This window comes from Streptomyces sp. NPDC001507 (assembly GCF_042894765.1).
GTDB lineage: Bacteria > Actinomycetota > Actinomycetes > Streptomycetales > Streptomycetaceae > Streptomyces.
In genome coordinates, this window is the sequence record NZ_JBIAVV010000003.1 from 375,394 (window position 1) to 398,632 (window position 23,239).

Below are 23,239 nucleotides of genomic sequence, written 5' to 3' on the forward strand. Positions count from 1 at the left end.
GGAACTCCGCCCGGGGGGTGTGCTCACCTGCGGATGACGTGGTCCGACGGATACGGCGTGGTCGGCGTGAAAGGCGGGCCTTCGGCTGCCGCTGACATCGGCTGGGCGTAGAGGAAGGGGACCGGAAGCGGGGAGGTGGGCGGGAAGCCGGGCTTGGCGGCGTCGAGATGGGCATCGAGGTTCAGTGCCGCGGTGACGAGGGCGAGATGGGTCAACGCCTGCGGGAAGTTGCCGAGTTGTTCGCCGGTCAGCCCGATCTCCTCGGAGTACAGGCCGAGATGATTGGCGTAGGTGAGCATCTTCTCGAAGACGAGCCGTCCTTCACGCAGATGGCCGGCGCGGGCGAGCGCTTCGACGTACCAGAAAGTGCATGCGGAGAAGGTGCCCTCGGAACCGAGCAGTCCGTCGGGTGAGGCGGCGGGGTCGTACCGGTACACGAGGCCGTCGGACACGAGGTCCTTCCTGATCGCGTCCAGGGTCGAGAGCCACCGCGGATCCTGTGGGGGGATGAACCCCACCGCGGGCATCCGCAGGAGTGCGGAGTCCAGGACGTCGCTGCCCAGGTACTGCGTGAACGCCGCCCGCCGCGGACTCCACCCGCGCCGCAGGATCTGCCAGTAGATGGCGTCGCGTTCCTTCGTCCAGCGCTGCACCTCGGCGGGGCGGCCGCTGCGCGTGGCCATGCGGACGGCCCGGTCCAGCGCGGTCCAGCTCATGAGCCGTCCGTAGGTGAAGTCCTTGTCACCGCCCCGGGTCTCCCAGATGCCCGCTTCGGGACGGTCCCAGTTCTCGCACACCCAGTCCACCGTGTTGATCAGCGCCTGCCAGATGCGGCAGGTCGTCGGCAGGCCCTGCTGGTCGGCGAAGTGGAGGCACTCCAGCGCCGATCCGCAGATGTCGAGCTGCAACTGGTCGGCGGCACCGTTGCCGATCCGTACCGGAGCGGAGCCCCGGTAGCCTTCCCAGTGGCCCAGGGTCTGCTCCGCCAGGTCGGAGGAGCCGTCGATGCGGTACATGACCTTCAGCGGGTGCTCGCCCGGACCGGCGTACTCCTGAACGCGGTTGCCCAGCCACTCGGTGAACGCCACGGCTTCCTCGGTGAATCCCAGTCCGAGCAGCGCGTGCAGGGACAACGAGGCATCGCGCACCCACGCGTAGCGGTAGTCCCAGTTGCGCTCGCCTCCGACCTGTTCCGGCAGGCTGGTGGTCGGAGCCGCGACCATCGCCCCGGTCGGGGCGTACGTCATGAGTTTGAGCGTCATGGCGGAGCGGTTGACCATCTCCCGCCACCGCCCGGTGTAGCGCGAACGCGCCAGCCAGTGGTGCCAGAAGGTGATCGTGTCCTCCAGGAGCCGCTCACACTCCTCCGGTGGGACGGTGCGTGGCGGGCCGTCGGCGAATGTCTCCAGCACCAGGCCCCGGGTCATGCCGGCGCGCAGCCTCACGGTCATGCACACGTCGCCGTGGCGAATCCTCCGGTCGCCCGTGCACTCCTCGCCGGGTGTGTCCACCGTATGGACGGTCACCTCCGTGTCGCGGCCGGCGAAATGCCAGCCGCCCGGGTGCGGGGTGACCTCGTGCGGTTGGCGGGCGTAGTCGAACCGAGGGGCGATCTCGATGTCGAACGAGATCTCACCGCGTGTGCACCGCAGCATGCGGACCAGCCGGTGACGGTTCGTCGGATCGCGTGGCGAAGCGGGTGGCATGAAATCCACGACCGATCCGACGCCTTGTTCGGTCATGAACCTGGTGAGCAGCACGCAGGTGTCCGGGTAGTAGAGCTGCCTCGTCGCGTACGTCGGTGCCCGGGGCGCGATCGTCCAGTGACCACCGCCCGCACTGTCGAGCAGCGCCCCGAAGACACTCGGCGAGTCGAATCGCGGGCTGCAGAACCAGTCGATGGTTCCCTCGGTGGAGACCAGCGCGGCAGTCTGCAGATCACCGATGATTCCATGGTGTTCGATCAGCGGGTGTTCGCTCATGGGGCCTCTTCCCCTTGCGTCTGGCGCCGGCGGTGACGTCGCCGCTGCCGGCCACGCCGCTCGCGGTCGCACGACGCGCTCCCACCTCCAGACTGCACGGCGGGCAAGGGGTTCGCATCACTCCCGGAGGCGGACCGGGAGCGCGCTACGTCCAGTGACGCGTGAGCACGCTGCGGAACGGTTTGGTGCCCCGCCGGGCGGTACACGTGACCCGGACGGAAAATCCCGGACCGGCGTACAACCGTCGCGCCGCCCCGCCGGTCATAGCTGGCGTCAGGGCCTTCGGAGGGGGATCCGGGGGGATCGTGGGGGTTCTGGCGCGGAGGGGGAAAAGCCGAGGGGGTTCGGTCGACGGACCGGGCCCCCTCGAAGCGTGCCCGGCGGTGTCCGGGCCTGCCCGCGCGGGTCCGGACATGTCCCGGCGCCGTCGCGGCCGATTCCTGAGTTGTTCCCGGGAGCCGTGTGCCCCAGGCTGCTCCTGACCGGACGGCTGTTCGACTCGGGGGGCGGTTCCCGTGCTGCGCATCCACTTCACGCCTCAGGACCTGACCCGCGTCCAGGTGGCGAGCACCCCCGACCCGCTCTGGGAGATCGCCTGCAGCCTGCACCGATTACAGACCTCGCGGGGCCGCTGGGCCTACGCCGACTGGTACCGCGAGACCCGGACCACCCTCGCCAGCACCCCGCTCGGCGCGGCCGTGAGCCGGCTCCTGATCCCGATCCTGCCCCGGGCCCGCTACCTGCCCGACTTCCTCACCCCGCACGAGGCCGCCGACGGCCTGGACCGCGGACTCGCGGCCGTCGTGGACACGCCGCCCGAGCGGGTCGCCCACGAGGTCCGGATGCTGGAGCGGCTCAGCGGCGCCCCCGGCTGGGCGCCCCGGCTGGTGGAACGCCAGACCAGGGAAGAACTGGCCAAACTTCTGCGCACCTACCACGAAGCGGTGATCGCCCCCCACGAGAGCCGTGTCGCCGCCGCCGTCGCCGCGGAGCGTGCCCTGCTGGCGCGCGACGCCCTCGACACGGGGGCCGACGGACTGCTCCGCAGTCTGTCGCCCGCCGTCCGCTGGCAGCCGCCGGTCCTCCAGGTCGACTACGTCGAGGACCGGGACCTGCATCTCGCCGGCCGCGGGCTGCGCCTGGTCCCCTCGTACTTCTGCTGGCAGTCACCGGTCTCGATGGCGGACGACACCCTGCGGCCCGTCCTGGTCTACCCCGTGCACGGGGCCCGCCGCGCCGTCCCCGAACTCCCGCCCGACGCCACGCTCGCCGCACTGCTCGGCCGTACCCGCGCGGCCGCCCTGCGGTTCCTCGCGCCCGGCGCGACCACCTCCGAACTGGCCCGCCTGCTGGGCGTCTCGACGCCCACGGCCACCCATCACACGACCGTCCTGCGCGACGCCGGCCTGGTCATCAGCCGGCGCCGCCACAACACCGTGCTGCACACCCTCACACCGCTCGGGGCCGCGTTGCTCAGGTCGACCTCGGGGCACGCCCCACGAGCCACATGAGTGTGCCCCCGTACCGCCGGAGCGGCGAACTCCGGCGGCCGGCACGGGACTTTAGACCCCTGTCGAAGGGTGTGGTCCGCGGGACACGTGCTCTGCGAGCGTTTCGGGTGCCCGATCCACCTCACATCCGAACCAGATGGGGGAAACCATGAGGAAGGCCATCACCGCCGGCGCGTTCGCGCTCGTCGCCGCCGCCGGCTGTCTGGTGTTCGCGCCCGCCGCGTCCGCCGCCCCGGACGCCTGCGTGACGTCCACGCTCACCACCTCGGCGTACGAAGGCACCGGGGGCACCCACGTCAAGAAGTCGGCCAGCAGCAGCTGCAGCGACCTCAACCTGACCTACGTCAACGACACGACGGTCTACGGCTACGACGGTTACGCCGGCCGCCTGTACCACAGCTCCACCGGCACCTGGAAGACGTGCGACGCGGGCTACATCTGGCTCTACGACGGGTCCTACGCCGTCGACAGCGAGCTGCTGTGCACCGACGTCTCCGACAACACCACGTTCACCGTGGCGAGTGCGGCGAACGGCGGCGACACCGTCCACGTCGTGCACTGACCCGGCTCCAGGGCCTCCGGTCCCCGGCGGGTCCGGAGGCCCTGTCCGCCGCGTACGGAACACGCGGGAAATGCAGGACACGCAGGAAACGGAGGTGAGAGGAGTGGTCCGGATGTTCCGGCGCCCGGTCCTGGTGCGCGCGGCGCTCGCGGCGGCCGTCGCCCTGCTCGGCACCGCGTGCTCCACCGACGCCGCCCGGCAGCCCGGCCCGCCCGCCGCGACCGTGGCCCCGGCCCGCCTCGGCCGCACCCTGCCCGACGACCCGGTGCGCATGGTCCTGCCGGCGACGGGGGCCGAGACCCGGTGGACCCAGGGCCTGTACGTGTTCGGGCAGCAGGTGACCCGGGTCGCCGCCGCCGACTGCGCCCGCAAGGGCGGGTTCGCCCTGCCCGCCCAGGCTCCCCTCGCGTTCATCCGCTTCTTCGTCCTGCCCGACCTGGACTTCGTCGCCCGGCACGGGCTGAGCACCAGCGCCGACGTGCCCGCGGCCGCCACCGTTCCCACCACGGCCCGCGCCGGCAGCGCGGCACAGGTGCGCCGCTGCCAGGCACAGGGCGCGAAGGCCGCGGCTGCGCTGAGCGACCTCTATCTGCCCCTGGAACAGCGGTGGTTCGGCGAACTCGGCGCCGTGGACCGCGCCCCCGCCACGGTCCGGGCCCGGCGCGGCCTGCCCGGCTGCCTGGCCGGGCACGGGGCCCCGGCCAAGGACGAGAGGGCCTTCATGGGGGTGGCCGACGCCCGCCAGCAGGCCGCCGCGCCCGCCGACCTGCCCGCCACGGAGCGCGCCATGGGCCGCGTCTACGCGGACTGCATGCGCCCCGTCGAGGCCGTCCGGGATCCCGCCCGGCTGAGCCTGCGCACCCGTTTCCTCGCGGACCACGCCGCCGAGATCCGCACCCTGCGCCGGAAGCTCGTCCCGGCCCTGCGGGCGGCCGAGAAGCGGTACGGGGTGACCCTGGTGTTTCCCGAGCCGTGACCGGGCCTGAGCCGCAGTCTGCCGTCTGCCGTCTGCGGCGCCATCGTGGCTGGTCGCGCAGTTCCCCGCGCCCCTTTGGGGGCGCGTCACCTGGCCGGGGTTCAGAAGAACACGCCGCACCGCAGCAGTACGTTCGCGTACGGGTGGGCCTCGCCGGTTCGTACGACGAGGCGGGCCTGTGCGGACAGGTCCTTCAGGTGCTCGTGCGGGACCAGGGCCAGGTCGGGGAAGTGACCGTCCAGCAGCGCGGCGGCGGCAGGGTTGGCCCGGCGTATCTCGGCGGCCGCCGTCGCGCCCTCCACGACCAGCTCCGCCAGCAGCCCCTCCAGCACCTCCGCGAAGGAGGGCACCCCGGCCCGGAACGCGAGGTCCACGACCCGCGGGCCCTGCGGGATCGGCATCCCGGCGTCGCACACCAGCACCAGGTGCCCGTGTCCCAACTCGGCCAGCGCTCCGGCGAGATGTCGGTTGAGGATTCCCGTCCTCTTCACAGCGCGTCGACCTCCGCCGCCGTCGGGTACGACTCCTGCGCACCCCGCCTGGTCACCGCCGCCGCCCCGACCCGCGCCGCGTAGGCCGCCGCCTCGGCGAGCGACGCGCCCGCTCCGAGCCGTACCGCGAGGGCCGCCGTGAACGCGTCCCCGGCGCCGGTCGTGTCCACCGCGTCCACCTTCACGGAGGCGACGTGCGAGACCCCGCCGCCGTCGGCCACCAGCGCACCGTCCGCGCCCAGCGTCACCACCACCGACCTCGGGCCCTTGGCGAGCAGGAGCCGCGCCCAGTCGGCCGGTTCCTCGCTCACGCACGCCTCGCCGAGGATCACCCGCGCCTCGTGCTCGTTCACGATCAGCGGGTCGCAGGCCGCCAGGACCTCGCCGGGGAGGGGCCGCGGCGGGGAGGGGTTGAGGACGAGACGGCTGCCGGGGGCCAGGTTCCGTACGACCTCGAGGACCGTCTCCAGCGGGATCTCCAGCTGCGTGGACACCACCCGGGAGGCGTGGAAGAGGCTGACCGCGGCCCGCACGTCCGCCGGCGTGAGACGGCCGTTCGCGCCCGGCGAGACGACGATGCTGTTGTCGCCGGAAGGGTCCACGGTGATCAGGGCGACCCCGGTCGGCGCCCCGCCCGCCAGCACACCCACCGTGTCCACACCGGCCGCCAGCTGCGAGTCGAGCAGCAGCCTGCCGTGCGCGTCGTCGCCGACCCGGGCCAGCAGGGCGGTGCGGGCACCGAGCCGGGCGGCCGCGACCGCCTGGTTGGCGCCCTTGCCGCCGGGATGGGTGGCGAGATCGCCGCCGAGCACGGTCTCACCGGCGCCCGGCCGCCGCTCGACACGGATCACCAGGTCGGCGTTGGCCGATCCCACGACCAGGAGGTCGTAGTCGTGCATCAGTTGACTCCCTAAACGACGGAACGACGGAACGGCGGACGGAGTGAGGCGGCCGGGGGTCCCATTCAACCGCCCGGCCGCCGCTCCGGTGTCTCAGCCCGTGAAACCGGCCACGTTGTCCTTCGTGACCACCTTCACCGGCACCTTGATCGCCGAGGGGATCTTCTGGTCCTTGACGGCCTTGAGGGCGTTGTCCACGGCGATCTTCCCGAGCTGGCTGGGCTGCTGGGCCACCGACGCGTACAGCGTGCCGTTCTTGACCGCGGCCAGCCCGTCCGGCGTGCCGTCGAAGCCGATCACCGAGACCGAGGAACCGGCCTTGGAGCCCAGCGCCTTGATCGCGCCGAGGGCCATCTCGTCGTTGGCCGCGATGACGCCCTGGACGTCCGGGTGGGCCTGGAGCAGGTTCGACATCACGTCGAGGCCCTTGGTGCGGTCGAAGTCGGCGGGCTGCTGGGCCACCACCTGGATGCCGGGGTAGGCCTTCAGGCCGTTGGCGAAGCCCTGCGCCCGTTCCCGGGCGGCGGAGGTACCGGCCTGGCCCTGCAGGATCACGATCTTGCCCTGGCCGCCGAGCTTCTCGGCGATCGTCTTGGCGGCCAGCTCGCCGCCGGTGACGTTGTCGGAGGCGACCAGGGTCGCCGTCTGCGCGTTGTTCACACCGCGGTCGACGGCGATCACCGGGATGTGCGCCTTGCCGGCGGCCTTCACGGAGTTGCTCGCCGCGTCCGAGTCGACCGGGTTGACGATGATCGCGCCGAGCCCGGAACTGGTGAAGTTCTGCAGCTGGTTGGCCTGCTGCGAGGCGTCGTTCTGGGCGTCGGTGACGGTCAGGTCCACGCCCTGCTTCTTCGCCTCCGCCTGGGCACCGGCCCGGATCTGCACGAAGAAGGGGTTGTTGAGCGTGGACAGGGACAGGCCGATCTTCGTGCTGCCCGACGACGAGCCCGTGTGCAGCAGCGAGGTCGCGGCCACCAGGCCGACGGTGACGACCGCCGCCAGCGCGTAGGTCCCGGCCTGCTTGCCCTTGTTCCCACCGGTACCGGCGGCCACCGGGGTGGCCCCGGCCTTGCGGCGGACGGTGTCCAGGAGGACGGCCAGCGCGATGACGACGCCGATGACCACCTGCTGCCAGAACGCGGACACGTTGAGCAGGTTGAGGCCGTTGCGCAGCACCGCGAGGATCAGCGCGCCGATCAGCGTGCCGGACGCCTTGCCGGTGCCGCCCGCCAGCGAGGCGCCGCCGATCACGACGGCCGCGATGGCGTCCAGCTCGTAGCCGTTGGCGGCCTGCGGCTGCGCGGACGACAGCCGGGCGGCCAGCACGATGCCGGCGACGGCCGCGAACAGCCCGGACAGCGCGTAGATGGCGAGCTTCTGCTTGTTCACCCGCAGCCCGGAGAGCCGGGCGGCCTCCTCGTTGCCGCCGATCGCGTACATCGAGCGCCCGATGTAGGTCCGGCCGAGGACGAAGGCCGCGACCAGCCCCATGAGGACCATGACCAGCACCGGTACCGGCAGCCAGCCGCCGAGGGTGTCACCGAGGTGCGAGACCGAGCCGGGGAAGGCGATGGGGGAGCCCGCCGAGATCACCAGCGCCAGGCCGCGGGCCACCGACAGCATCGCGAGCGTCGCGATGAACGGCGGCAGCTTGCCGTAGGCGATGAGGAAGCCGTTGACGAGACCGGCCACGATGCCGGTGGCGACGGCGAGGACGACGGCCAGGAACACCGGCACCCCGTGCGAGGTGGCGCTCCACGCCAGCACGGTGGCCGACAGGGCCGCCACCGAGCCGACCGACAGGTCGATGCCCGCCGCGACGATCACGAAGGTCGCGCCGAAGGCCAGGACGGCGGTCACGGCCGCCTGGACGCCGACGTTGAGCAGGTTGTCGGTGGTGAGGAAGTCCCCGGACAGCGCCGACATGGCGATGACGAGAACGATCAGCGCGGTGAGGGCGCCGTTGTCGAGGAGCAGCCGGCGCACGCCGGAGACGCCACCGGCGCCCGTGTTCTTGCTCTTGAGCGTGTCAGTGGCCACGTCCGGCCTCCTTGTCGGTTGTGGTGGTGGGGGTGCCGGGGGCGCTGACGGCGAGTGCCATCACGGAGTCCTGGGTGGCCTCGTCCGCGGTCAGTTCGCCCGCGATCCGCCCCTGGGCCATCACCAGCACCCGGTCGCTCATCCCGAGGACCTCCGGCAGGTCGCTGGAGATCATCAGTACGGCGGCCCCGGCTGCCGTGAGTTCGTTGATCAGCTGGTAGATCTCGACCTTGGCACCGACGTCGATGCCGCGCGTCGGCTCGTCGAGGATCAGCACCTTGGTGTCGGCGAGCAGCCACTTGCCGATGACGACCTTCTGCTGGTTGCCGCCGGAGAGCGTCCGCACGTGCTGGCCGAGCCCGGCCATCCGCACGCCCAGCTGCCCGGCGATCCGCTCGGCGGCCACATGCTGGCCCCTGAGGTCGACGATCCCGGCCCGGGTGGCCCTGCGCATCGTCACCAGCCCGAGGTTCTCCTCGACGGAGGCGTCCAGGACCAGCCCCTGTCCCTTGCGGTCCTCGGGGACGAGCCCGATCCCGGCGGACATGGCGGCGTTGACATCGTGCCGCCGCAGCGCCGTACCGGAGACCTTCACAGCCCCCTTGTCGTACGGATCGGCCCCGAACACGGCCCGTACGACCTCCGTACGGCCCGCACCCACCAGGCCAGCGATCCCGACGACCTCCCCGGCGTGCACCTCGAAGCTCACGTCGTGGAAGACCCCGTCGCGGGTCAGCCCCTGGACGGAGAGCAGCGCGGCCCCCGTCCCGGTGCGTTCGCGCGGGTACTGCTGCTCGATGGACCGCCCGACCATGAGGCGTACCAGCTCCTCCTGCGGGGTGGCGGCGGCCACCTGGCCCACGCTCTTCCCGTCCCGGATGACGGTGACCCGGTCCCCGAGAGCGGCGATCTCCTCCAGGTGGTGCGTGATGAAGACGATCCCGACGCCGTCGTCCCGCAGCTGCCGCACGATCGCGAACAGCTTCTCCACCTCCTCCGAGGTGAGGACGGCGGTCGGCTCGTCCATGATCAGCACGCGTGCGTCCAGGCTGAGCGCCTTGGCGATCTCGACCATCTGGAGCCGGGCGATACCGAGTTCACGCACCCGGGCCCGCGGCGACACGTTCACACCGACCCGCTTCAGCAGGACCTCGGCATCGGCCTCCATCCGCCTGCGGTCGATCATCCCGAAGCGGCGCGGCTGCCGGCCCAGGAAGATGTTCTCGGCGACCGTGAGGTCGGGGACGAGGTTGAACTCCTGGTAGATGGTGGCGATCCCGAGCCGCTCGGAGTCCTGCGCACCATGGATGCGCACCTCCTCGCCGCCGGCCAGGATCCGCCCCGCGTCGGGGGTGTAGGCGCCGGAGAGCATCTTGATGAGGGTGCTCTTGCCCGCGCCGTTCTCACCGAGGAGTACGTGCACCTCGCCCCGGCGCAGGTCGAAGTCGACGCCGTCGAGCGCGACCACGCCGGGGAAGGACTTCCGTATGCCCTCGATGCGCAGCAACTCGTCCGGGTTGCTCACGACGTGCTCCTTTGCACAGGGGTGGGGGACTGCGGGGGGTGGGGGACGCGGCCCTCGCCGCACGAGCGGCGGACCACGAGCCGGGCGGGGAGGGTGACGGACTGCGGGAGCCGCCCCTCGATGCGGTCGACCAGCGCGCGTACGGCGGCGCGGCCGAGTTCACGGGTGGGCTGGGCGATGGCGGTGACCGGGGGGTCGGTGTGCACGAACCACGGGATGTCGTCGAAGGCTGCGAGTGCTATGTCACATGGCACCCGCAGCCCCCGCGCCCGCACCGCGTCCAGCGCGCCCAGCGCCATCAGGTTGTCGGTGGCGAACACGACCTCGGGCGGCTCGGGCAGGTCGAGGAACCCCTCGGTGACCCGGCGCCCGCTCTCCGCCTGGAAGTCGCCCTGGCCGATGTAGGCGTCCGGGAGGGGCACGCCGTACTCGGCGAGGGCCTCGCGGAAGGCCTGGACGCGCTCGCTGCCGGTGGTGGTGGCCGCCGGCCCGGCGATGATCGCGACCCGCCGGTGCCCGAGCCCGCACAGGTGGGCGACGAGATCGCGGATCGCGGCCCGCCCGTCCGCCCGTACGACGGGGACGTCCACCCCCGGGATCCACCGGTCGACGAACACCATCGGCGTCCCGGCCCGCGCCGCCTCCAGCATCAGCGGCGAGCCGCCGTCGGTGGGGGAGACGAGCAGGCCGTCGATCCGCCGGTCGAGCAGCGTCCGTACGTGGTGGTCCTGCAGCTCCGGCCGCTCGTCGGCGTTGCCGATGATGACGCTGTAGCCGAGGGCGCGGGCCGCCTCCTCGACCGAGCGGGCCAGCTCGGTGAAGTAGGGGTTCATCACGTCGCTGATGACCAGGCCGAGGGTGTGGGTCTGATCGGTGCGCAGGGAGCGGGCGACGGCGTTCGGGCGGTAGCCCAGCGTCGCGACGGCGGCCAGTACGCGGGTACGGGCGTCGGCGCTGACCGACGGATGGTCGTTCAGGACCCGGGACACCGTGGCGACGGAAACGCCTGCCTCGGCGGCGACGTCCTTGATGCTCGCCATCGCCGCTCCACCTCCTCGTGGAATCGATTACACGTCTGCGTGTACCGAGGATTGGAATCGATTACACGGCGCTGGGGCAAGACCTGGAGGTGGCCGAAATCCAATCGTGACCGAAGAGTGAGCCGGAGGAGGCTGGTCCACTTGGGGCCTGACCTGTGGGATTGCGGGCATGGCGGTGACGGTGACCCGAAGCGAACGACGTGAGGGCGCGCTCCTGCTGTTCGTCGCCCTCATGGAAGGCTCCCTGATCGCCGCCGGAAAGCTCCCCCCGGCCTGGGCGGTCACGGTGGCGGTGCTGTACCTGGCGTTCCTCGCGGTCTACGTGCGGGACCTCGTACGGCGCCGCCGGGGCCGCGGGGCCGTTAGGCGGTCGTCGCCGTGGCACCGTCCAGGTGCCTGATGACGGCCGGTACGTCGGTGCTCTCCGTGTGCCGGATCAGTTCCAGGGCCGGCCGGACGATGCCGCCGGGGCGTGCGATCAGCCGGGCGAGCACGGTGGCCCTGGTGTCGAGCCGTTCGATGGTGGCGGCGCGCTCCGCCGCGTTCTGGCCGGCCAGCAGGACGGCGTTGTACCAGGCCTCCGCGCGGGACTCGCGGATGCTGAAGTCGAGGATCCGCTCGTCGGTGCGGCCGCCGACCTTGTCCAGCAGCGACAGCAGGGGCGACAGGGCGTCGACGGAGTCCTGCACCGTCAGCACCACGCGCGCGAGAATGTCGTTGATCAGCAGGAAGTCGTGCCGCAGCGCCTGTATGTCCGTGCCCGGGTCGGTCCCCGCGGCGGCGACGGCGAGGTCCAGGTTGATGTGCGCGTTCACGCCGAGCACCAGGTGCTGGACGATGACGGTGTCGGCGTCGTCGAGCAGCCCGAACGTCTCACGCCAGCAGCGCGGCCCGCTCCGGTCCCGGCGCCAGGCGTCGTACGCGTCGAAGTAGCGGTTGCCGAAGAGCGTGTCGAAGCGGTCCATGCGGGGGCCGTCGTCGAACAGCCCGTCGTGTATGGCGGTACGGATCTCGACGGTCACCTGCCGGTACAGCGCGGCGAAGTACCCGATCCGGTCACCGGTGCGTTCGGCCTCCCGCACGATCGCGGCGAGTCCGTCCACCACGTCGTCGATGTTCTGTGCCGTCATGCCCAGCTCCCCTTCCCGGCAGACCGGTCCACAGCCCCGTCCTACCACCGAGCGGCGGTTGGCGGGGCCGAACTCACCAGCGGACTGCGGTGAAGTCCACCGGCCGGGGCGTGAGTTCGCGAGCACGGGTAGTCAAGTGCCGTATCCGCGCGGCCATTTCCTGGTGGGGGAGGTGGCGGCGGTCGCCGTGGCCCGGCAGCAGCCACTCGAAGCGCAGCCGGTCGGCGGTCCGGGTCAGGGAGGCGGCCAGTTCGCGGATGGAGTACCAGGTGACGCTGTCGGCCACCTCGATGTCCGCCGTCGTGCGCGACCAGTAGAAGCTGTCGCCGCTGAAGCAGTACCGCTCGTCGGCCAGGTAGAGCACGCTGCCCCGGGTGTGCCCGGGGAAGGGGACGGCGAGGACGCCGTCGGCGATCTCGGCCGGTTCGGTGCCGCGCAGTACCCGGTCGGCGTCCGGGGCGGCGTCGAGGTCGCCCTCGTGGATCCAGAGCCGGGCGTGGAAGCGGTCGGCGTACCGGCGGCCGTGCGCGGCGTGGTCGCGGTGGGTGAGGAGTACGTCGGTGACGGGCCCCGGCGCCTCGTAACGGGCGGCGAGCGCCGGGCTCCAACGCGGTGTGTCGATCATCATCGACGTGCCGTCGGGACGGCGCAGGAGGTAGGAGTTGGCGCCCGCGGTGTGCGGGGAGTTGTGGCCGCACAGCAGCACGGTGCCGGTGTCGTCCAGGGGCATCGGGAACGGGTCCCGGGCCGGGTCCAGCTGCCCGCCCGGTGGCCGGACGGACCGGGTGGGGCAGGCGTGCGCCGCCGCGTGCAACCCCGCCGCCTCCGCCGCGCCGCGCGGCTGGCGCAGTACGGCCGAGCGTCCCGCCACCTCCCCGACGAGCCCCGGGGCGAGCTGCCGCGCCACATCGCAGTTGGTGCAGCGCCCGTCCACCCGCCAGCCGTGCCCGACCTGTTCGGTTCCCATGACCCGGTCCCCTCCCGTTCCCGTACCGCCGGTCTCCTCAGGGGTATCCCGGGCGGTCCGGAAAGCGGAAGGGGGTCAGGGACTGGTGCCTGCGGCAGGGGGCTGCTCTGCCGCAGGTGTCTCGCGGCGGCTCACATCTCCTTCGGCTTGAACACCGCGAAGGTCGCGCCCTGCGGGTCGGCGACCACGGACATGCGGCCGGCCATCATCTCGAACGGCGGTGCGAACACGGTGCCGTTGCGCTTGACCAGGGCGTCCACGGTGGAGTCGACGTCGTCGACCGCGAAGTAGGTGAGCCAGTGCGGCGGGACGCCGGGGCGGTCGTCGCCGAGCTGGGCGGCCCCGCCGACGGCCCGGCCGCCGACGTTGAGCGACCAGTAGGTCCCGTCGGCGCCCTCCATCGGCTGGATCTCGATCCCGAAGGACTCGCCGTAGAAGCCGGTGGCGGCGGGTACGTCGCTGGTGTTCAGCTCGTTCCAGATCAGCGCGCCCGGCTCGTTGACGATCCCCGCGCCGTGGAAGTCGCCCGGCTGCCACACCCCGAACACCGCGCCCTGCGGATCGGCGGCGATCAGCATCCGGCCGATGTCACCGACGTCCATCACCGGGGCGATCAGCGTGCCGCCCGCCGAGACGATCGTGTCCTGGGTGGCCTGCGCGTCAGTGCTGGCCAGGTAGGTGGTCCAGACGGTCGGCGGCTCCGGCTGCCCCTCGGGTGCCATGGCCGAGCCGATGCCGGCCACCGGCTTGCCGTGCAGGGTGCAGACCGCGTACCCGCCGAAGTCGGCCCCGCCGACCTCGCCCTGCCAGCCGAACAGGTCACGGTAGAAGTCCAGCGCGGCCTGCTGGTCCTGCGCCATCAGATCGACCCAGCAAGGGGTTCCGGTCGGGTACGGAGTAGTGACTTCGGGCATCTCCAGCTCTCCCTGCGCGCGAAAAAGTTCCCCGCCGCCCACCATCACCGTCCCGGCCGGTTCGCGCCACCGGAACGGCCGGGGTTTTACGGTCCGCTCACCGGGAGGCGGTCCCCGGCCGGGTCACGCCCCCCGGCTCTGCGGCGGCGCCACGAACTCGGGCTGGTCCAGCAGGCGCAGCCAGCTGCCGTCGGGCTGGCGCCTGACGACCTGGGCCCGTGCGCCGGTCCCGTCCTTCGGCGGGGTCGAGGTGAGGGCGATGTCGCCGCTGAGCAGCGTCGGCAGCGGCTGCTCCGGCTCGAAGCGGGGACGGCCGGCCAGCACCTTCTCCCACAGCGCGCGGATCGCCTCCCGCCCCACCGTCACTTCGCCGGGCGGGAAGGCCAGCACCGCGTCCTCCTCGTAGAGCGCGGCGACCCCGGCCGCGTCGCCGGCGTTGGACCGCTCGACGAACAGGCGGGTGATGTCCTCGGGCCGCATGGCCTTCTCGTACTCCGTCATGGGACGCCTCCTCGGCTCGGACTTCGGTGTCTTCCAGGGTGGTCGGCGACGTACCAGAAGTCCAACAGATAGATCTTCTGTAAACTAGAATTTCCAGTCATGAGTGTGCGGGTGCGGGTGCGGTCGTGGGAGTTGAGGTCATGGAGCTGAGGCAGCTGGAGTACTTCGTCGCGGTCGCCGAGGAGCGGAACTTCACGAGGGCGGCCGAGCGGGTGCGCATCAGCCAGTCCGGGGTCAGCGCCCAGATCCGCCAGCTCGAACGTGAACTCGGCGCCGAGCTGTTCGACCGGTCCGCCCGCACGGTCACCCTGACCGTCGCGGGCCAGGCCGCGCTCGACTACGCCCGCGCCGCGCTCACCGCGGCCGGGGCCGTCGGCCAGGCGGTGGGGGAGGTGACCGGCCTGATCCGGGGCCGGCTCACCGTCGGGATGGTCATCGGCTGCACCCTCACCCCGCTCTTCGACGCCCTCGCCGCGTTCCACGGGGCGCATCCCGGTGTGGAGCTCCTGCTGCTCGAGGACGGCTCGGACCGGCTCGTCGACGGCGTCCGCAGCGGGGCCGTGGACCTGGCGCTCGTCGGGACCGCGAGCGCCACCCCCGACGGACTGGAGGCGCTGACCGTCATCAGCGAGCGGATCGTCGCCGCCGTCCCGGCCGGGCACCCCCTGGCCGGCCGGGAACGCCTCGCCCTGCGGGACCTGACGAGCCATCCGATCGTGTGCATGCCGACCGGGACCGGCCTGCGCGCGGTGTTCGACCAGGCCTGCGCCACGCAGAATCTCCGGCCCACGATCGCACTGCAGGCCAGTGCCCCGGACGCCATAGTCGACCTCGCCGCGCGCGGGCTCGGCGTGGCAGTGCTCAGCGAGTCGATGGCCGCGGCCCACCGCGACCGGCTCGTCGCCCGCACCGTCGACGACGTCGAGACACCGGCGCTGCTGGCCCTGGTCTGGCGGGGCGCGCATAACCCGCCGGTCCGCGAGCTGCTCGTGCACAGCCGACGGGAGTTCACCCGGGCCGGCTTCACCCTGGCCGACTCCGATTCCGACTCCGATGCCGATGCCGATACGAAATGAGCTGCGGTGACACCGACTTCGGCTGCGGCTGCCAGGTGCCGTCCAGCGGTACGCCGGCGGCCGCCGCGACCGGGTCGCGGGACTCCAGCAGGCGGGTCCGCAGGGCCCGCAGGTCCACGTCGACGGTGAGGCCGTCGGTGCGCAGCAGGATCACGTCGGCGTCCTTGCCGGGCGTGAGGCTGCCGGTGCGGGCGGGGAGGCCCAGGGCGTGGGCGCCGTCGACGGTGGCGAACTCCAGCGGGTCACGGGAACCGAGGCCGCCGTCCAGGCCACGCTGACAAAGTGGACTGGCTTACGCCGCGGCCAGCTCGCACCACACGTACTTCCCCCGGTTCCCGAACCGCGACAGCGGCTGCCACCCCCACAGATCCGAACAGGCCCGTACGAGTGCCAGCCCCCGTCCCTCCTCCACCTCCCCGAGCCGCTCCAACGGCACGGGTGGCTCCGGCGGTTCGGGGTCCGCGTCCCACGCGCCGATCCGCAGGGTGCCGGGCGGCGACCAGCGGACCCGTAGTGCGGCGGGCCCCTTCGTGTGCCGTACGGCGTTGGAGACCAGCTCGGTGGCGAGGAGTTCGCCGACGCGAGAAAGCCGGTCAGCTCATGCGCGGTGAGGATCAGTCTGAGGGTGTGCCGGCTGACGGTGACGGCGCGGAGGTCGTTGGGGATGGTGAGCGTGTACTCCCAGGCTTCGGGCATGCGTCATCAACTCCGGTGGTCGTGGGGGAGTTTCCGGCAGGGTGGCGTTGCCGCGACCACCGTGGCAGGGCGGGGCGGTGCACTTCCGCTGCGTGAGCGTTGCGTCACCGACGGTATGGGTAATCTGTTACCCGTGGCAAGCTGATCGCGTGATCCGCCCCCGAAAGAGGAGAGCAACTCATGGTCCAGAGGCGTGAGCCGACGGCCCGTCAGGTACGCCTGGGTGTCGAGCTGCGCAGGCTCCGTGAGGCGGCCGGCATGACCGGTGCCCAGGCGGCAGCCCTTCTCGGGGCGAACAGGGTCCAGATCAGCCACATCGAACTCGGGCTCACGGGCGTCAGCGAGGAACGGGTGCGTCGACTGGCGTCCCATTACGCCTGCACGGACACGGAGTTCGTCGAAGCGCTGGTCGAGATGGCCACCGACCGGACGCGGGGCTGGTGGGAGGAGTACCGGGGGCTGCTGCCCACCTCGTTCATGGACCTGTCGGAACTCGACCACCATGCAGCGTTTCAGAAGGACGTGGCCATCCTGTACGTGCCGGGCCTGCTGCAGACGGAGGACTACGCTCGCGCGGTCTTCTCTTCCCGACTCCCTGAACTGACCCGCGAGGAGCTGGAGTTGCGTGTCAGTCACCGAATGGCCCGCCAGACCAAAGTCGACTTCCCGCACGAGATCGTGATCCACGAGTCGGCGCTGCGCATCCGAGTCGGTGACCGCGCCGCCGCGAGGGCTCAACTCATCCGGCTCCTGGAGCTGTCCGAAACGGAGCGCATCATCTTGCGAGCCATCCCCTTCGACCTGGATGGCTTCGCTGTGGCGTCCAGCACGATGACGTACGTAGGCGGTCCTGTACCCAAGCTGGACACGGTCTCCCGCGACGCTCCCCATGGCTCGGTCTTCCTCGATTCCGAGGCCCAACTCGGCACCTATCGAACACGTTTCCATAAGGTGGAGGGTGTATCGCTCGAACCGGGTCGCTCGCGCGACTTCATCAACCGGCTACTGAAAGAGCTATGAGGCCCCATGGACAACTGGCGCAAGTCGTCCTACTCAGGCGAAGGCGACGGCAACAACTGCGTCGAGATAGCCACCACCCCCACCCACACCGCCGTCCGCGACTCCAAGGCCCCGTCCGCTCGCACCCTCACCTTCCCGGTGGGGGCCTTCGCCGGCTTCGTCGCGGGGATCAAGGCTGCGGGGCGGCGACAGGAACCGTGACGCGGAGGGCGGCGGCCTGAAGTGTCGTGACGCGCTCGATGACCAGCCCCACCAGGACGGCTGCCGCGAGGAAGAGCGCCTCCGTCACCACGAGGAGGGCCAGCGAGCCGGGGGCCGCCAGGTTCGCCGCCGTGAGCACCAGCGCGTGCCCGACCCAGGAGGCCCACCACAGATTCACCAGCGTCCTGTCCCGCTTCTCCCACGAGGGGGAGGCGGCGCGCCCGATGTCGAGGACGGAACCGCGCGGGGCGATGAGGTTGACCACCGGTATGAACCATGCGCCGATCGTCCAGCCCGGGCTCGGAACCGCGGCCCCGGGGGACAGTTCCTGGGCGTTGCGCCGGGACCGGGCGAGCCACACGAGGAACAGGACGGTCGTGAGGGTCATCAGATTGACGAAGACCATGGAGACGAGGCCCGACCTCCGCAGGGACGCGTCCGAGGGGTGCAGATAGTGGTCCCGGAGCGCCACCGTGCGGAACACGTCCGTCACGGCCGCCGCGGCGATCGCGGTCTGCGCGGCGCGGGCAAGGCGGCGGGGGGCTGTGCGGGTGGCGCTCGTCATCGTCTCAGGCCTGTCTCGGAGGTGTGTGCGGCGGCGACGGACGCCGGGGTGGAGCGATCATAAGGTCCGATTGCCGTACGGGTGTGCGACTTTTGACGCCCCGCCGGCAAGCCCTCGACGCCGGTCACTTCGCTCTCGGCGCGGCCGCCTCCAGTTCGGCGACGGTGCCCGACATGATCGTCCGGACGTGCGCGGTGATGTGGTCCGCGGGCCAGTCCCACCAGGCCGCCGCCAGCAACCGGGCGACGTCCTGGTCGTCGTAGCGGGTGCGGATGAGGCGGGCCGGGTTGCCGCCGGCGATGCCGTAGTCGGGGACGTCGTCCACCACCACGGCGCCGGAGGCGATGATCGCGCCGTTTCCGATGCGGACGCCCGGCATCACCATGGCCCCGTGGCCGAACCACACGTCGTGTCCGACCACCGTGTCGCCCCGGCCCGGCAGGCCGGTGATCAGGTCGACGTGCTCGGCCCACGACCCGCCCATGATCGGGAAGGGGAACGTGGAGGGGCCGTCCATACGGTGGTTGGCGCCGTTCATGATGAACCGGACGCCCGTGCCGAGCGCGCAGAACCTGCCGATGACGAGCTTCTCCGGCCCGTGGTGGTAGAGGACGTTGCGGGTCTCGAAGTCGGTCGGGTGGTCGGGGTCGTCGTAGTAGGAGTACTCCCCGACCTCGATCAGCGGGGACTTCACCAGCGGTTTGAGCAGGACCACCCGGAGCTGCCCGGGCATCGGGTGGAGGACCGTCGGGTCCGCGGGTACGGGCATGGGACGTCCTTGTCGGTCGGGGGTCCGGGGCCAGGGCAATGATCGCTGTCAGACCGCACCGGTACCGTCGGGTCATGGCTCAGCAGACGGGGACCCCCACCGGCGAACGACGGCTCGCCACCGTCGAAGGCGTGCTCGAACGGATCACGTACGCGAACGAGGAGAACGGGTACACGGTCGCCCGCGTCGACACCGGCAGAGGCGCCGGTGATCTCCTCACGGTCGTCGGCGCGCTGCTCGGCGCCCAGGTGGGGGAGTCGCTGCGGATGGAGGGGCGGTGGGGGTCGCACCCGCAGTACGGGAAGCAGTTCACCGTCGAGAACTACACGACCGTGCTGCCGGCCACCGTGCAGGGGATACGGCGTTATCTGGGGTCGGGGCTGGTCAAGGGCATCGGGCCGGTGTTCGCCGACCGGATCACCCAGCACTTCGGGGTGGACACCCTGCGGATCATCGAGGAGGAGCCGAAGCGGCTCGTCGAGGTGCCGGGGCTCGGGCCGAAGCGGACGAAGAAGATCGCCGACGCCTGGGAGGAGCAGAAGGCGATCAAGGAGGTCATGCTCTTCCTGCAGACCGTCGAGGTGTCGACGTCGATCGCCGTGCGGATCTACAAGAAGTACGGGGACGCCTCGATCTCCGTCGTGAAGAACCAGCCGTACCGGCTCGCGGCGGACGTCTGGGGCATCGGTTTCCTCACCGCCGACAAGATCGCCCAGTCGGTGGGAATTCCGCACGACAGCCCGGAGCGGGTGAAGGCGGGGCTGCAGTACGCCCTGTCGCAGTCCGCCGACCAGGGGCACTGCTACCTCCCCGAGGAGCGGCTCATCGCGGATGCCGTGAAACTCCTCCAGGTCGACACCGGCCTCGTCATCGAGTGCCTCGCCGAGCTGGCGGCGCCGCCCGAGGACGGGGAGGACCCGGGCGTCGTACGGGAGAAGCTCCCCGGCCCGGCCCCGGACGCCGAACCCGTCACCGCCGTCTACCTCGTCCCCTTCCACCGGGCCGAAGTCGCCCTCGCCTCCCAGCTGCTGCGCCTGCTGCGCACCGACGACGACCGGATGCCGTCGTTCCACGACGTCGCCTGGGACAAGGCGCTCGCCTGGCTGAAGGACCGCACCGGCGTCGACCTCGCCCCCGAGCAGGAGGCGGCCGTCAGGCTGGCGCTGACGGAGAAGGTCGCGGTGCTGACCGGCGGCCCCGGCTGCGGCAAGTCGTTCACCGTCAGGTCGATCGTGGAGCTGGCGCGGGCGAAGAAGGCGAAGGTGGTGCTCGCCGCTCCCACCGGGCGGGCGGCCAAGCGGCTCGCCGAGCTGACCGGGGCCGAGGCGTCGACCGTGCACCGGCTCCTCGAGCTGAAGCCCGGCGGGGACGCGGCCTACGACCGGGACCGGCCGCTGGACGCCGACCTGGTGGTGGTGGACGAGGCGTCGATGCTCGATCTGCTCCTCGCCAACAAGCTGGTCAAGGCCGTGCCGCCCGGTGCGCACCTCCTCTTCGTGGGGGACGTGGACCAGTTGCCCAGCGTCGGGGCGGGGGAGGTGCTGCGGGACCTGCTCGCCGACGGCGGCCCGATCCCCGCCGTCCGGCTCACCCGGGTCTTCCGGCAGGCCCAGCAGTCGGGGGTGGTGACCAACGCGCACCGGATCAACGCGGGACAGCACCCCGTCACCGACGGCATGAAGGACTTCTTCCTCTTCGTGGAGGACGAGACGGAGGAGGCGGGAAAGCTCGCCGTGGACGTCGCCGCCCGGCGCATTCCGGCCAGGTTCGGACTCGACCCGCGGCGCGACGTGCAGGTGCTCGCGCCCATGCACCGCGGACCGGCCGGCGCCGGCGTGCTCAACGGCCTGCTCCAGCAGGTCATCACCCCGGCCCGGCCCGAGCTGCCCGAAAAGCGGTTCGGCGGGCGGGTGTTCCGGGTCGGCGACAAGGTCACCCAGATCCGCAACAACTACGAGAAGGGCGAGAACGGCGTCTTCAACGGCACCGTGGGCGTGGTCACCTCGCTCGACCCGGTCGACCAGCGCCTCACCGTGCTGACCGACGAGGACGAGGAGGTGCCGTACGAATTCGACGAACTGGACGAACTGGCCCATGCCTACGCTGTGACCATTCACCGTTCACAGGGGAGTGAATATCCGGCGGTGGTGATCCCGGTCACCACCGGCGCCTGGATGATGCTGCAGCGGAACCTGCTCTACACGGCGGTCACCCGGGCCAGGAAGCTGGTCGTCCTCGTCGGTTCGCGCAAGGCGATCGGCCAGGCGGTACGCACGGTGTCGGCAGGTCGGCGCTGTACGGCGCTGGACTTCCGGCTCGGCCGGAGCGATCTCCGGAAAAATGATCGATCAAATGAGTCGTGAAGGTCACAGAGCCCTTCCACATAGAGAGACAAGGGGGCAGGATGAGCAGGTTGGCGGCACTGAGTGCCGCCAATGGGCCCAACGGTCGACCCCGAGTGCACTCTCCTGAGCCAAATGGGGGATGGTAGAGACAGTCAGGGCACCTCGAAGATGAGGCACTACGTCGGTGAGGGAAGACGTGAGCGACAACTCTGTAGTACTGCGGTACGGCGACGGCGAGTACACCTACCCGGTGGTCGACAGCACCGTCGGCGACAAGGGCTTCGACATCGGGAAGCTCCGCGCCCAGACCGGTCTCGTGACCCTGGACAGCGGCTACGGCAACACCGCTGCCTATAAATCCGCCATCACCTACCTCGACGGCGAGGCGGGCATCCTCCGCTACCGCGGATACCCGATCGAGCAGCTGGCGGAGCGCTCCACCTTCCTGGAGGTGGCCTACCTGCTGATCAACGGTGAGCTGCCGACCGTGGACGAGCTCACCACGTTCAAGAACGAGATCACGCGGCACACCCTGCTGCACGAGGACGTCAAGAACTTCTACCGGGGCTTCCCGCGCGACGCCCACCCGATGGCCATGCTGTCCTCGGTGGTCTCCGCGCTGTCCACGTTCTACCAGGACAGCCACAACCCGTTCGACGCGAAGCAGCGCGACCTCTCCACCATCCGGCTGATCGCCAAGCTTCCGACGATTGCCGCGTACGCGTACAAGAAGTCGGTCGGTCACCCGTTCGTCTACCCGCGCAACGACCTCTCCTACGTGGAGAACTTCCTGCGCATGACGTTCTCGGTGCCGGCGCAGGACTACGAGCTTGACCCGGTCGTCGTCTCGGCCCTGGACAAGCTGCTGATCCTGCACGCCGACCACGAGCAGAACTGTTCGACGTCGACGGTCCGTCTGGTCGGCTCGTCGCAGGCGAACATGTTCGCGTCGATCTCCGCCGGTATCTCCGCGCTGTGGGGCCCGCTGCACGGCGGCGCCAACCAGTCCGTGCTGGAGATGCTGGAGGGCATCCAGGCCAACGGCGGCGACGTCGACTCCTTCATCACCAAGGTGAAGAACAAGGAGGACGGCGTCCGCCTGATGGGCTTCGGCCACCGGGTGTACAAGTCCTTCGACCCGCGCGCCAAGATCATCAAGTCCGCGGCGCACGACGTCCTCTCGGCCCTCGGCAAGTCCGACGAGCTGCTGGACATCGCGCTCAAGCTGGAGGAGCACGCGCTCTCCGACGACTACTTCGTCTCGCGCAACCTCTACCCGAACGTGGACTTCTACACCGGCCTGATCTACCGCGCCATGGGCTTCCCGACCGAGATGTTCACGGTCCTGTTCGCCCTCGGCCGGCTGCCCGGCTGGATCGCCCAGTGGCAGGAAATGATCAAGGAGCCCGGTTCCCGCATCGGCCGCCCGCGCCAGATCTACACGGGCGTCGTCGAGCGCGACTTCGTGCCGGTCGAGGAGCGCTGAACGCGCTAGCGGCCGTACCGGCGTAGCAGAAGGCGCCCTGGAGCGCCGGTCCCCCCACGGGCCGGCGACCAGGGCGCCTTCCCGTGTCCCGGTGCGGATTCCCCCCACGGGATCCGGCCGGGCGCTCGGTACGGCAGCGCCTGAATCGCTGCTTTGAGCACAACGAGCAGAACTCGCCGTACTACTACATCCAGTGATGCGGTGCGATCTGCCGGGACCCGTACGGCACGGGAGGGCCGCTCAAAGCTTCCCGTCGTACGTGCCCCGGCAACGCATCTCTGAGGAAGTCCCCCAAGACATCCCCAGATGCCAGGTCAGCGCCCCCCAAGACGCATCTCTGACATCGCCAACTTAGACCTTCGAACCCCTTCGATGGTTACGTTCACATCACTGTGATCTGCGTCTCTTGCATCTGTCCGATAGATGCGCAAGAGCCCCGATATGGCGATCGGAGCTCAAGCGTAAGGATGATGCGCGAGCCTTGTGAAGAGCTTATGTGAGGTGCGCGTTGGACTCTAGGGGGACTCATACATCCACAGAGCC

Annotated in this window: 21 protein-coding genes and 1 pseudogene; 8 read left to right on the plus strand and 14 right to left on the minus strand. The window is 70.8% G+C overall.

Annotated features, from left to right (window positions below):
* Positions 1-23: 23 nt before the first annotated feature.
* Positions 24-1,982, minus strand: a complete 1,959-nt coding sequence (locus tag ACFY0K_RS12045; protein ID WP_390639729.1) for a glycoside hydrolase family 15 protein — start codon at positions 1,980-1,982, stop codon at positions 24-26.
* A 515-nt stretch (positions 1,983-2,497) separates the two neighbouring features.
* Between ACFY0K_RS12045 and ACFY0K_RS12050 the strand changes: the two genes are divergently transcribed.
* The 3 genes from ACFY0K_RS12050 (at position 2,498) to ACFY0K_RS12060 (ending at position 5,031) form a co-directional block, all read left to right on the plus strand.
* A complete protein-coding gene (locus ACFY0K_RS12050; RefSeq protein WP_390639730.1) occupies positions 2,498-3,493 on the plus strand; it encodes an ArsR/SmtB family transcription factor in 996 nt (331 codons plus the stop codon).
* A 148-nt stretch (positions 3,494-3,641) separates the two neighbouring features.
* The gene (locus tag ACFY0K_RS12055; protein WP_093502760.1) at positions 3,642-4,055 is read left to right on the plus strand and encodes a sensor domain-containing protein; all 414 of its coding nucleotides are present in this window, start codon (positions 3,642-3,644) and stop codon (positions 4,053-4,055) included.
* Positions 4,056-4,167: 112 nt separating this feature from the next.
* Complete coding sequence (locus ACFY0K_RS12060) at positions 4,168-5,031, plus strand: hypothetical protein (RefSeq protein ID WP_390639731.1); 864 nt, start codon at positions 4,168-4,170, stop codon at positions 5,029-5,031.
* 101 nt (positions 5,032-5,132) lie between these two features.
* Here the strand turns inward: ACFY0K_RS12060 and rbsD are convergent, their stop codons facing one another.
* The 9 genes from rbsD to ACFY0K_RS12105 all read right to left on the minus strand — a co-directional run bounded on the left by rbsD (position 5,133) and on the right by ACFY0K_RS12105 (position 14,538).
* The gene (gene rbsD / locus ACFY0K_RS12065; RefSeq protein ID WP_390639732.1) at positions 5,133-5,522 is read right to left on the minus strand and encodes a D-ribose pyranase; all 390 of its coding nucleotides are present in this window, start codon (positions 5,520-5,522) and stop codon (positions 5,133-5,135) included.
* Entirely contained in the window at positions 5,519-6,421 is a 903-nt protein-coding gene (locus ACFY0K_RS12070) for a ribokinase (RefSeq protein ID WP_351959052.1), read from the minus strand. Before ACFY0K_RS12070 ends, rbsD begins: the two co-directional genes overlap by 4 nt.
* 93 nt (positions 6,422-6,514) lie before the next feature.
* Positions 6,515-8,461 carry a substrate-binding domain-containing protein gene (locus tag ACFY0K_RS12075; protein WP_390639733.1) on the minus strand — a complete coding sequence of 649 codons (1,947 nt, stop codon included), beginning with the start codon at positions 8,459-8,461 and terminating at the stop codon, positions 6,515-6,517.
* Positions 8,451-9,986, minus strand: coding sequence for a sugar ABC transporter ATP-binding protein (locus ACFY0K_RS12080; protein WP_390639734.1), 1,536 nt, complete (start codon positions 9,984-9,986; stop codon positions 8,451-8,453). Before ACFY0K_RS12080 ends, ACFY0K_RS12075 begins: the two co-directional genes overlap by 11 nt.
* Positions 9,983-11,026, minus strand: coding sequence for a LacI family DNA-binding transcriptional regulator (locus tag ACFY0K_RS12085; protein WP_351959055.1), 1,044 nt, complete (start codon positions 11,024-11,026; stop codon positions 9,983-9,985). Before ACFY0K_RS12085 ends, ACFY0K_RS12080 begins: the two co-directional genes overlap by 4 nt.
* 362 nt (positions 11,027-11,388) lie before the next feature.
* The gene (locus ACFY0K_RS12090) at positions 11,389-12,156 is read right to left on the minus strand and encodes a DUF5995 family protein (protein ID WP_390639735.1); all 768 of its coding nucleotides are present in this window, start codon (positions 12,154-12,156) and stop codon (positions 11,389-11,391) included.
* Positions 12,157-12,229: 73 nt separating this feature from the next.
* Complete coding sequence (locus ACFY0K_RS12095; protein ID WP_390639736.1) at positions 12,230-13,123, minus strand: MBL fold metallo-hydrolase; 894 nt, start codon at positions 13,121-13,123, stop codon at positions 12,230-12,232.
* A 131-nt stretch (positions 13,124-13,254) separates the two neighbouring features.
* The gene (locus tag ACFY0K_RS12100) at positions 13,255-14,037 is read right to left on the minus strand and encodes a VOC family protein (RefSeq protein ID WP_390639737.1); all 783 of its coding nucleotides are present in this window, start codon (positions 14,035-14,037) and stop codon (positions 13,255-13,257) included.
* 123 nt (positions 14,038-14,160) lie between these two features.
* Complete coding sequence (locus ACFY0K_RS12105) at positions 14,161-14,538, minus strand: YybH family protein (protein ID WP_390639738.1); 378 nt, start codon at positions 14,536-14,538, stop codon at positions 14,161-14,163.
* Between the two features lie 140 nt (positions 14,539-14,678).
* Here ACFY0K_RS12105 and ACFY0K_RS12110 point away from each other — a divergent pair, with 140 nt between their 5' ends.
* On the plus strand, positions 14,679-15,614 hold the full coding sequence (locus tag ACFY0K_RS12110) for a LysR family transcriptional regulator (protein WP_390639739.1): 936 nt from the start codon (positions 14,679-14,681) through the stop codon (positions 15,612-15,614).
* Here ACFY0K_RS12110 and ACFY0K_RS12115 read toward each other — a convergent pair.
* Positions 15,562-15,882 (minus strand): amidohydrolase family protein, encoded by a 321-nt coding sequence (locus ACFY0K_RS12115; protein ID WP_390639999.1) that lies wholly within the window; start codon positions 15,880-15,882, stop codon positions 15,562-15,564. The two genes, ACFY0K_RS12110 and ACFY0K_RS12115, sit on opposite strands and share 53 nt — an antisense overlap.
* Before the next feature lie 24 nt (positions 15,883-15,906).
* Positions 15,907-16,310, minus strand: a pseudogene (locus ACFY0K_RS12120) (ATP-binding protein).
* Between the two features lie 180 nt (positions 16,311-16,490).
* Between ACFY0K_RS12120 and ACFY0K_RS12125 the strand changes: the two are divergent.
* Both ACFY0K_RS12125 and ACFY0K_RS12130 read left to right on the plus strand, forming a co-directional pair.
* Complete coding sequence (locus ACFY0K_RS12125) at positions 16,491-17,330, plus strand: helix-turn-helix domain-containing protein (RefSeq protein WP_390639740.1); 840 nt, start codon at positions 16,491-16,493, stop codon at positions 17,328-17,330.
* 6 nt (positions 17,331-17,336) lie between these two features.
* Complete coding sequence (locus ACFY0K_RS12130) at positions 17,337-17,531, plus strand: DUF397 domain-containing protein (protein WP_390639741.1); 195 nt, start codon at positions 17,337-17,339, stop codon at positions 17,529-17,531.
* On the opposite strand, the gene ACFY0K_RS12135 is transcribed toward ACFY0K_RS12130, so the two are convergent.
* Positions 17,500-18,096 carry a DUF4328 domain-containing protein gene (locus tag ACFY0K_RS12135; RefSeq protein WP_390639742.1) on the minus strand — a complete coding sequence of 199 codons (597 nt, stop codon included), beginning with the start codon at positions 18,094-18,096 and terminating at the stop codon, positions 17,500-17,502. The genes ACFY0K_RS12130 and ACFY0K_RS12135 overlap by 32 nt on opposite strands.
* Before the next feature lie 124 nt (positions 18,097-18,220).
* Entirely contained in the window at positions 18,221-18,865 is a 645-nt protein-coding gene (locus ACFY0K_RS12140; RefSeq protein ID WP_390639743.1) for a CatB-related O-acetyltransferase, read from the minus strand.
* Between the two features lie 74 nt (positions 18,866-18,939).
* Between ACFY0K_RS12140 and ACFY0K_RS12145 the strand changes: the two genes are divergently transcribed.
* Positions 18,940-21,228 carry an ATP-dependent RecD-like DNA helicase gene (locus ACFY0K_RS12145; protein WP_390639744.1) on the plus strand — a complete coding sequence of 763 codons (2,289 nt, stop codon included), beginning with the start codon at positions 18,940-18,942 and terminating at the stop codon, positions 21,226-21,228.
* A 178-nt stretch (positions 21,229-21,406) separates the two neighbouring features.
* Positions 21,407-22,696: a citrate synthase gene (locus ACFY0K_RS12150; RefSeq protein ID WP_390639745.1), complete on the plus strand. Its 1,290-nt coding sequence runs from the start codon at positions 21,407-21,409 to the stop codon at positions 22,694-22,696.
* Positions 22,697-23,239 lie beyond the last annotated feature (543 nt).

Excerpts from the sequence above, each read along its gene's own strand:
- ACFY0K_RS12105 (WP_390639738.1), bottom strand. The coding sequence starts at position 14,538 with ATGACGGAGTACGAGAAGGCCATGCGGCCCGAGGACATCACCCGCCTG.
- ACFY0K_RS12130 (WP_390639741.1), top strand. The coding sequence starts at position 17,337 with ATGGACAACTGGCGCAAGTCGTCCTACTCAGGCGAAGGCGACGGCAAC.
- ACFY0K_RS12055 (WP_093502760.1), top strand. The coding sequence starts at position 3,642 with ATGAGGAAGGCCATCACCGCCGGCGCGTTCGCGCTCGTCGCCGCCGCC.
- ACFY0K_RS12085 (WP_351959055.1), bottom strand. The coding sequence starts at position 11,026 with ATGGCGAGCATCAAGGACGTCGCCGCCGAGGCAGGCGTTTCCGTCGCC.
- ACFY0K_RS12060 (WP_390639731.1), top strand. The coding sequence starts at position 4,168 with ATGTTCCGGCGCCCGGTCCTGGTGCGCGCGGCGCTCGCGGCGGCCGTC.
- ACFY0K_RS12070 (WP_351959052.1), bottom strand. The coding sequence starts at position 6,421 with ATGCACGACTACGACCTCCTGGTCGTGGGATCGGCCAACGCCGACCTG.
- ACFY0K_RS12135 (WP_390639742.1), bottom strand. The coding sequence starts at position 18,096 with ATGACGAGCGCCACCCGCACAGCCCCCCGCCGCCTTGCCCGCGCCGCG.
- ACFY0K_RS12090 (WP_390639735.1), bottom strand. The coding sequence starts at position 12,156 with ATGACGGCACAGAACATCGACGACGTGGTGGACGGACTCGCCGCGATC.
- ACFY0K_RS12110 (WP_390639739.1), top strand. The coding sequence starts at position 14,679 with ATGGAGCTGAGGCAGCTGGAGTACTTCGTCGCGGTCGCCGAGGAGCGG.
- ACFY0K_RS12145 (WP_390639744.1), top strand. The coding sequence starts at position 18,940 with ATGGCTCAGCAGACGGGGACCCCCACCGGCGAACGACGGCTCGCCACC.
- ACFY0K_RS12045 (WP_390639729.1), bottom strand. The coding sequence starts at position 1,982 with ATGAGCGAACACCCGCTGATCGAACACCATGGAATCATCGGTGATCTG.
- ACFY0K_RS12100 (WP_390639737.1), bottom strand. The coding sequence starts at position 14,037 with ATGCCCGAAGTCACTACTCCGTACCCGACCGGAACCCCTTGCTGGGTC.
- ACFY0K_RS12095 (WP_390639736.1), bottom strand. The coding sequence starts at position 13,123 with ATGGGAACCGAACAGGTCGGGCACGGCTGGCGGGTGGACGGGCGCTGC.
- ACFY0K_RS12140 (WP_390639743.1), bottom strand. The coding sequence starts at position 18,865 with ATGCCCGTACCCGCGGACCCGACGGTCCTCCACCCGATGCCCGGGCAG.
- ACFY0K_RS12125 (WP_390639740.1), top strand. The coding sequence starts at position 16,491 with ATGGTCCAGAGGCGTGAGCCGACGGCCCGTCAGGTACGCCTGGGTGTC.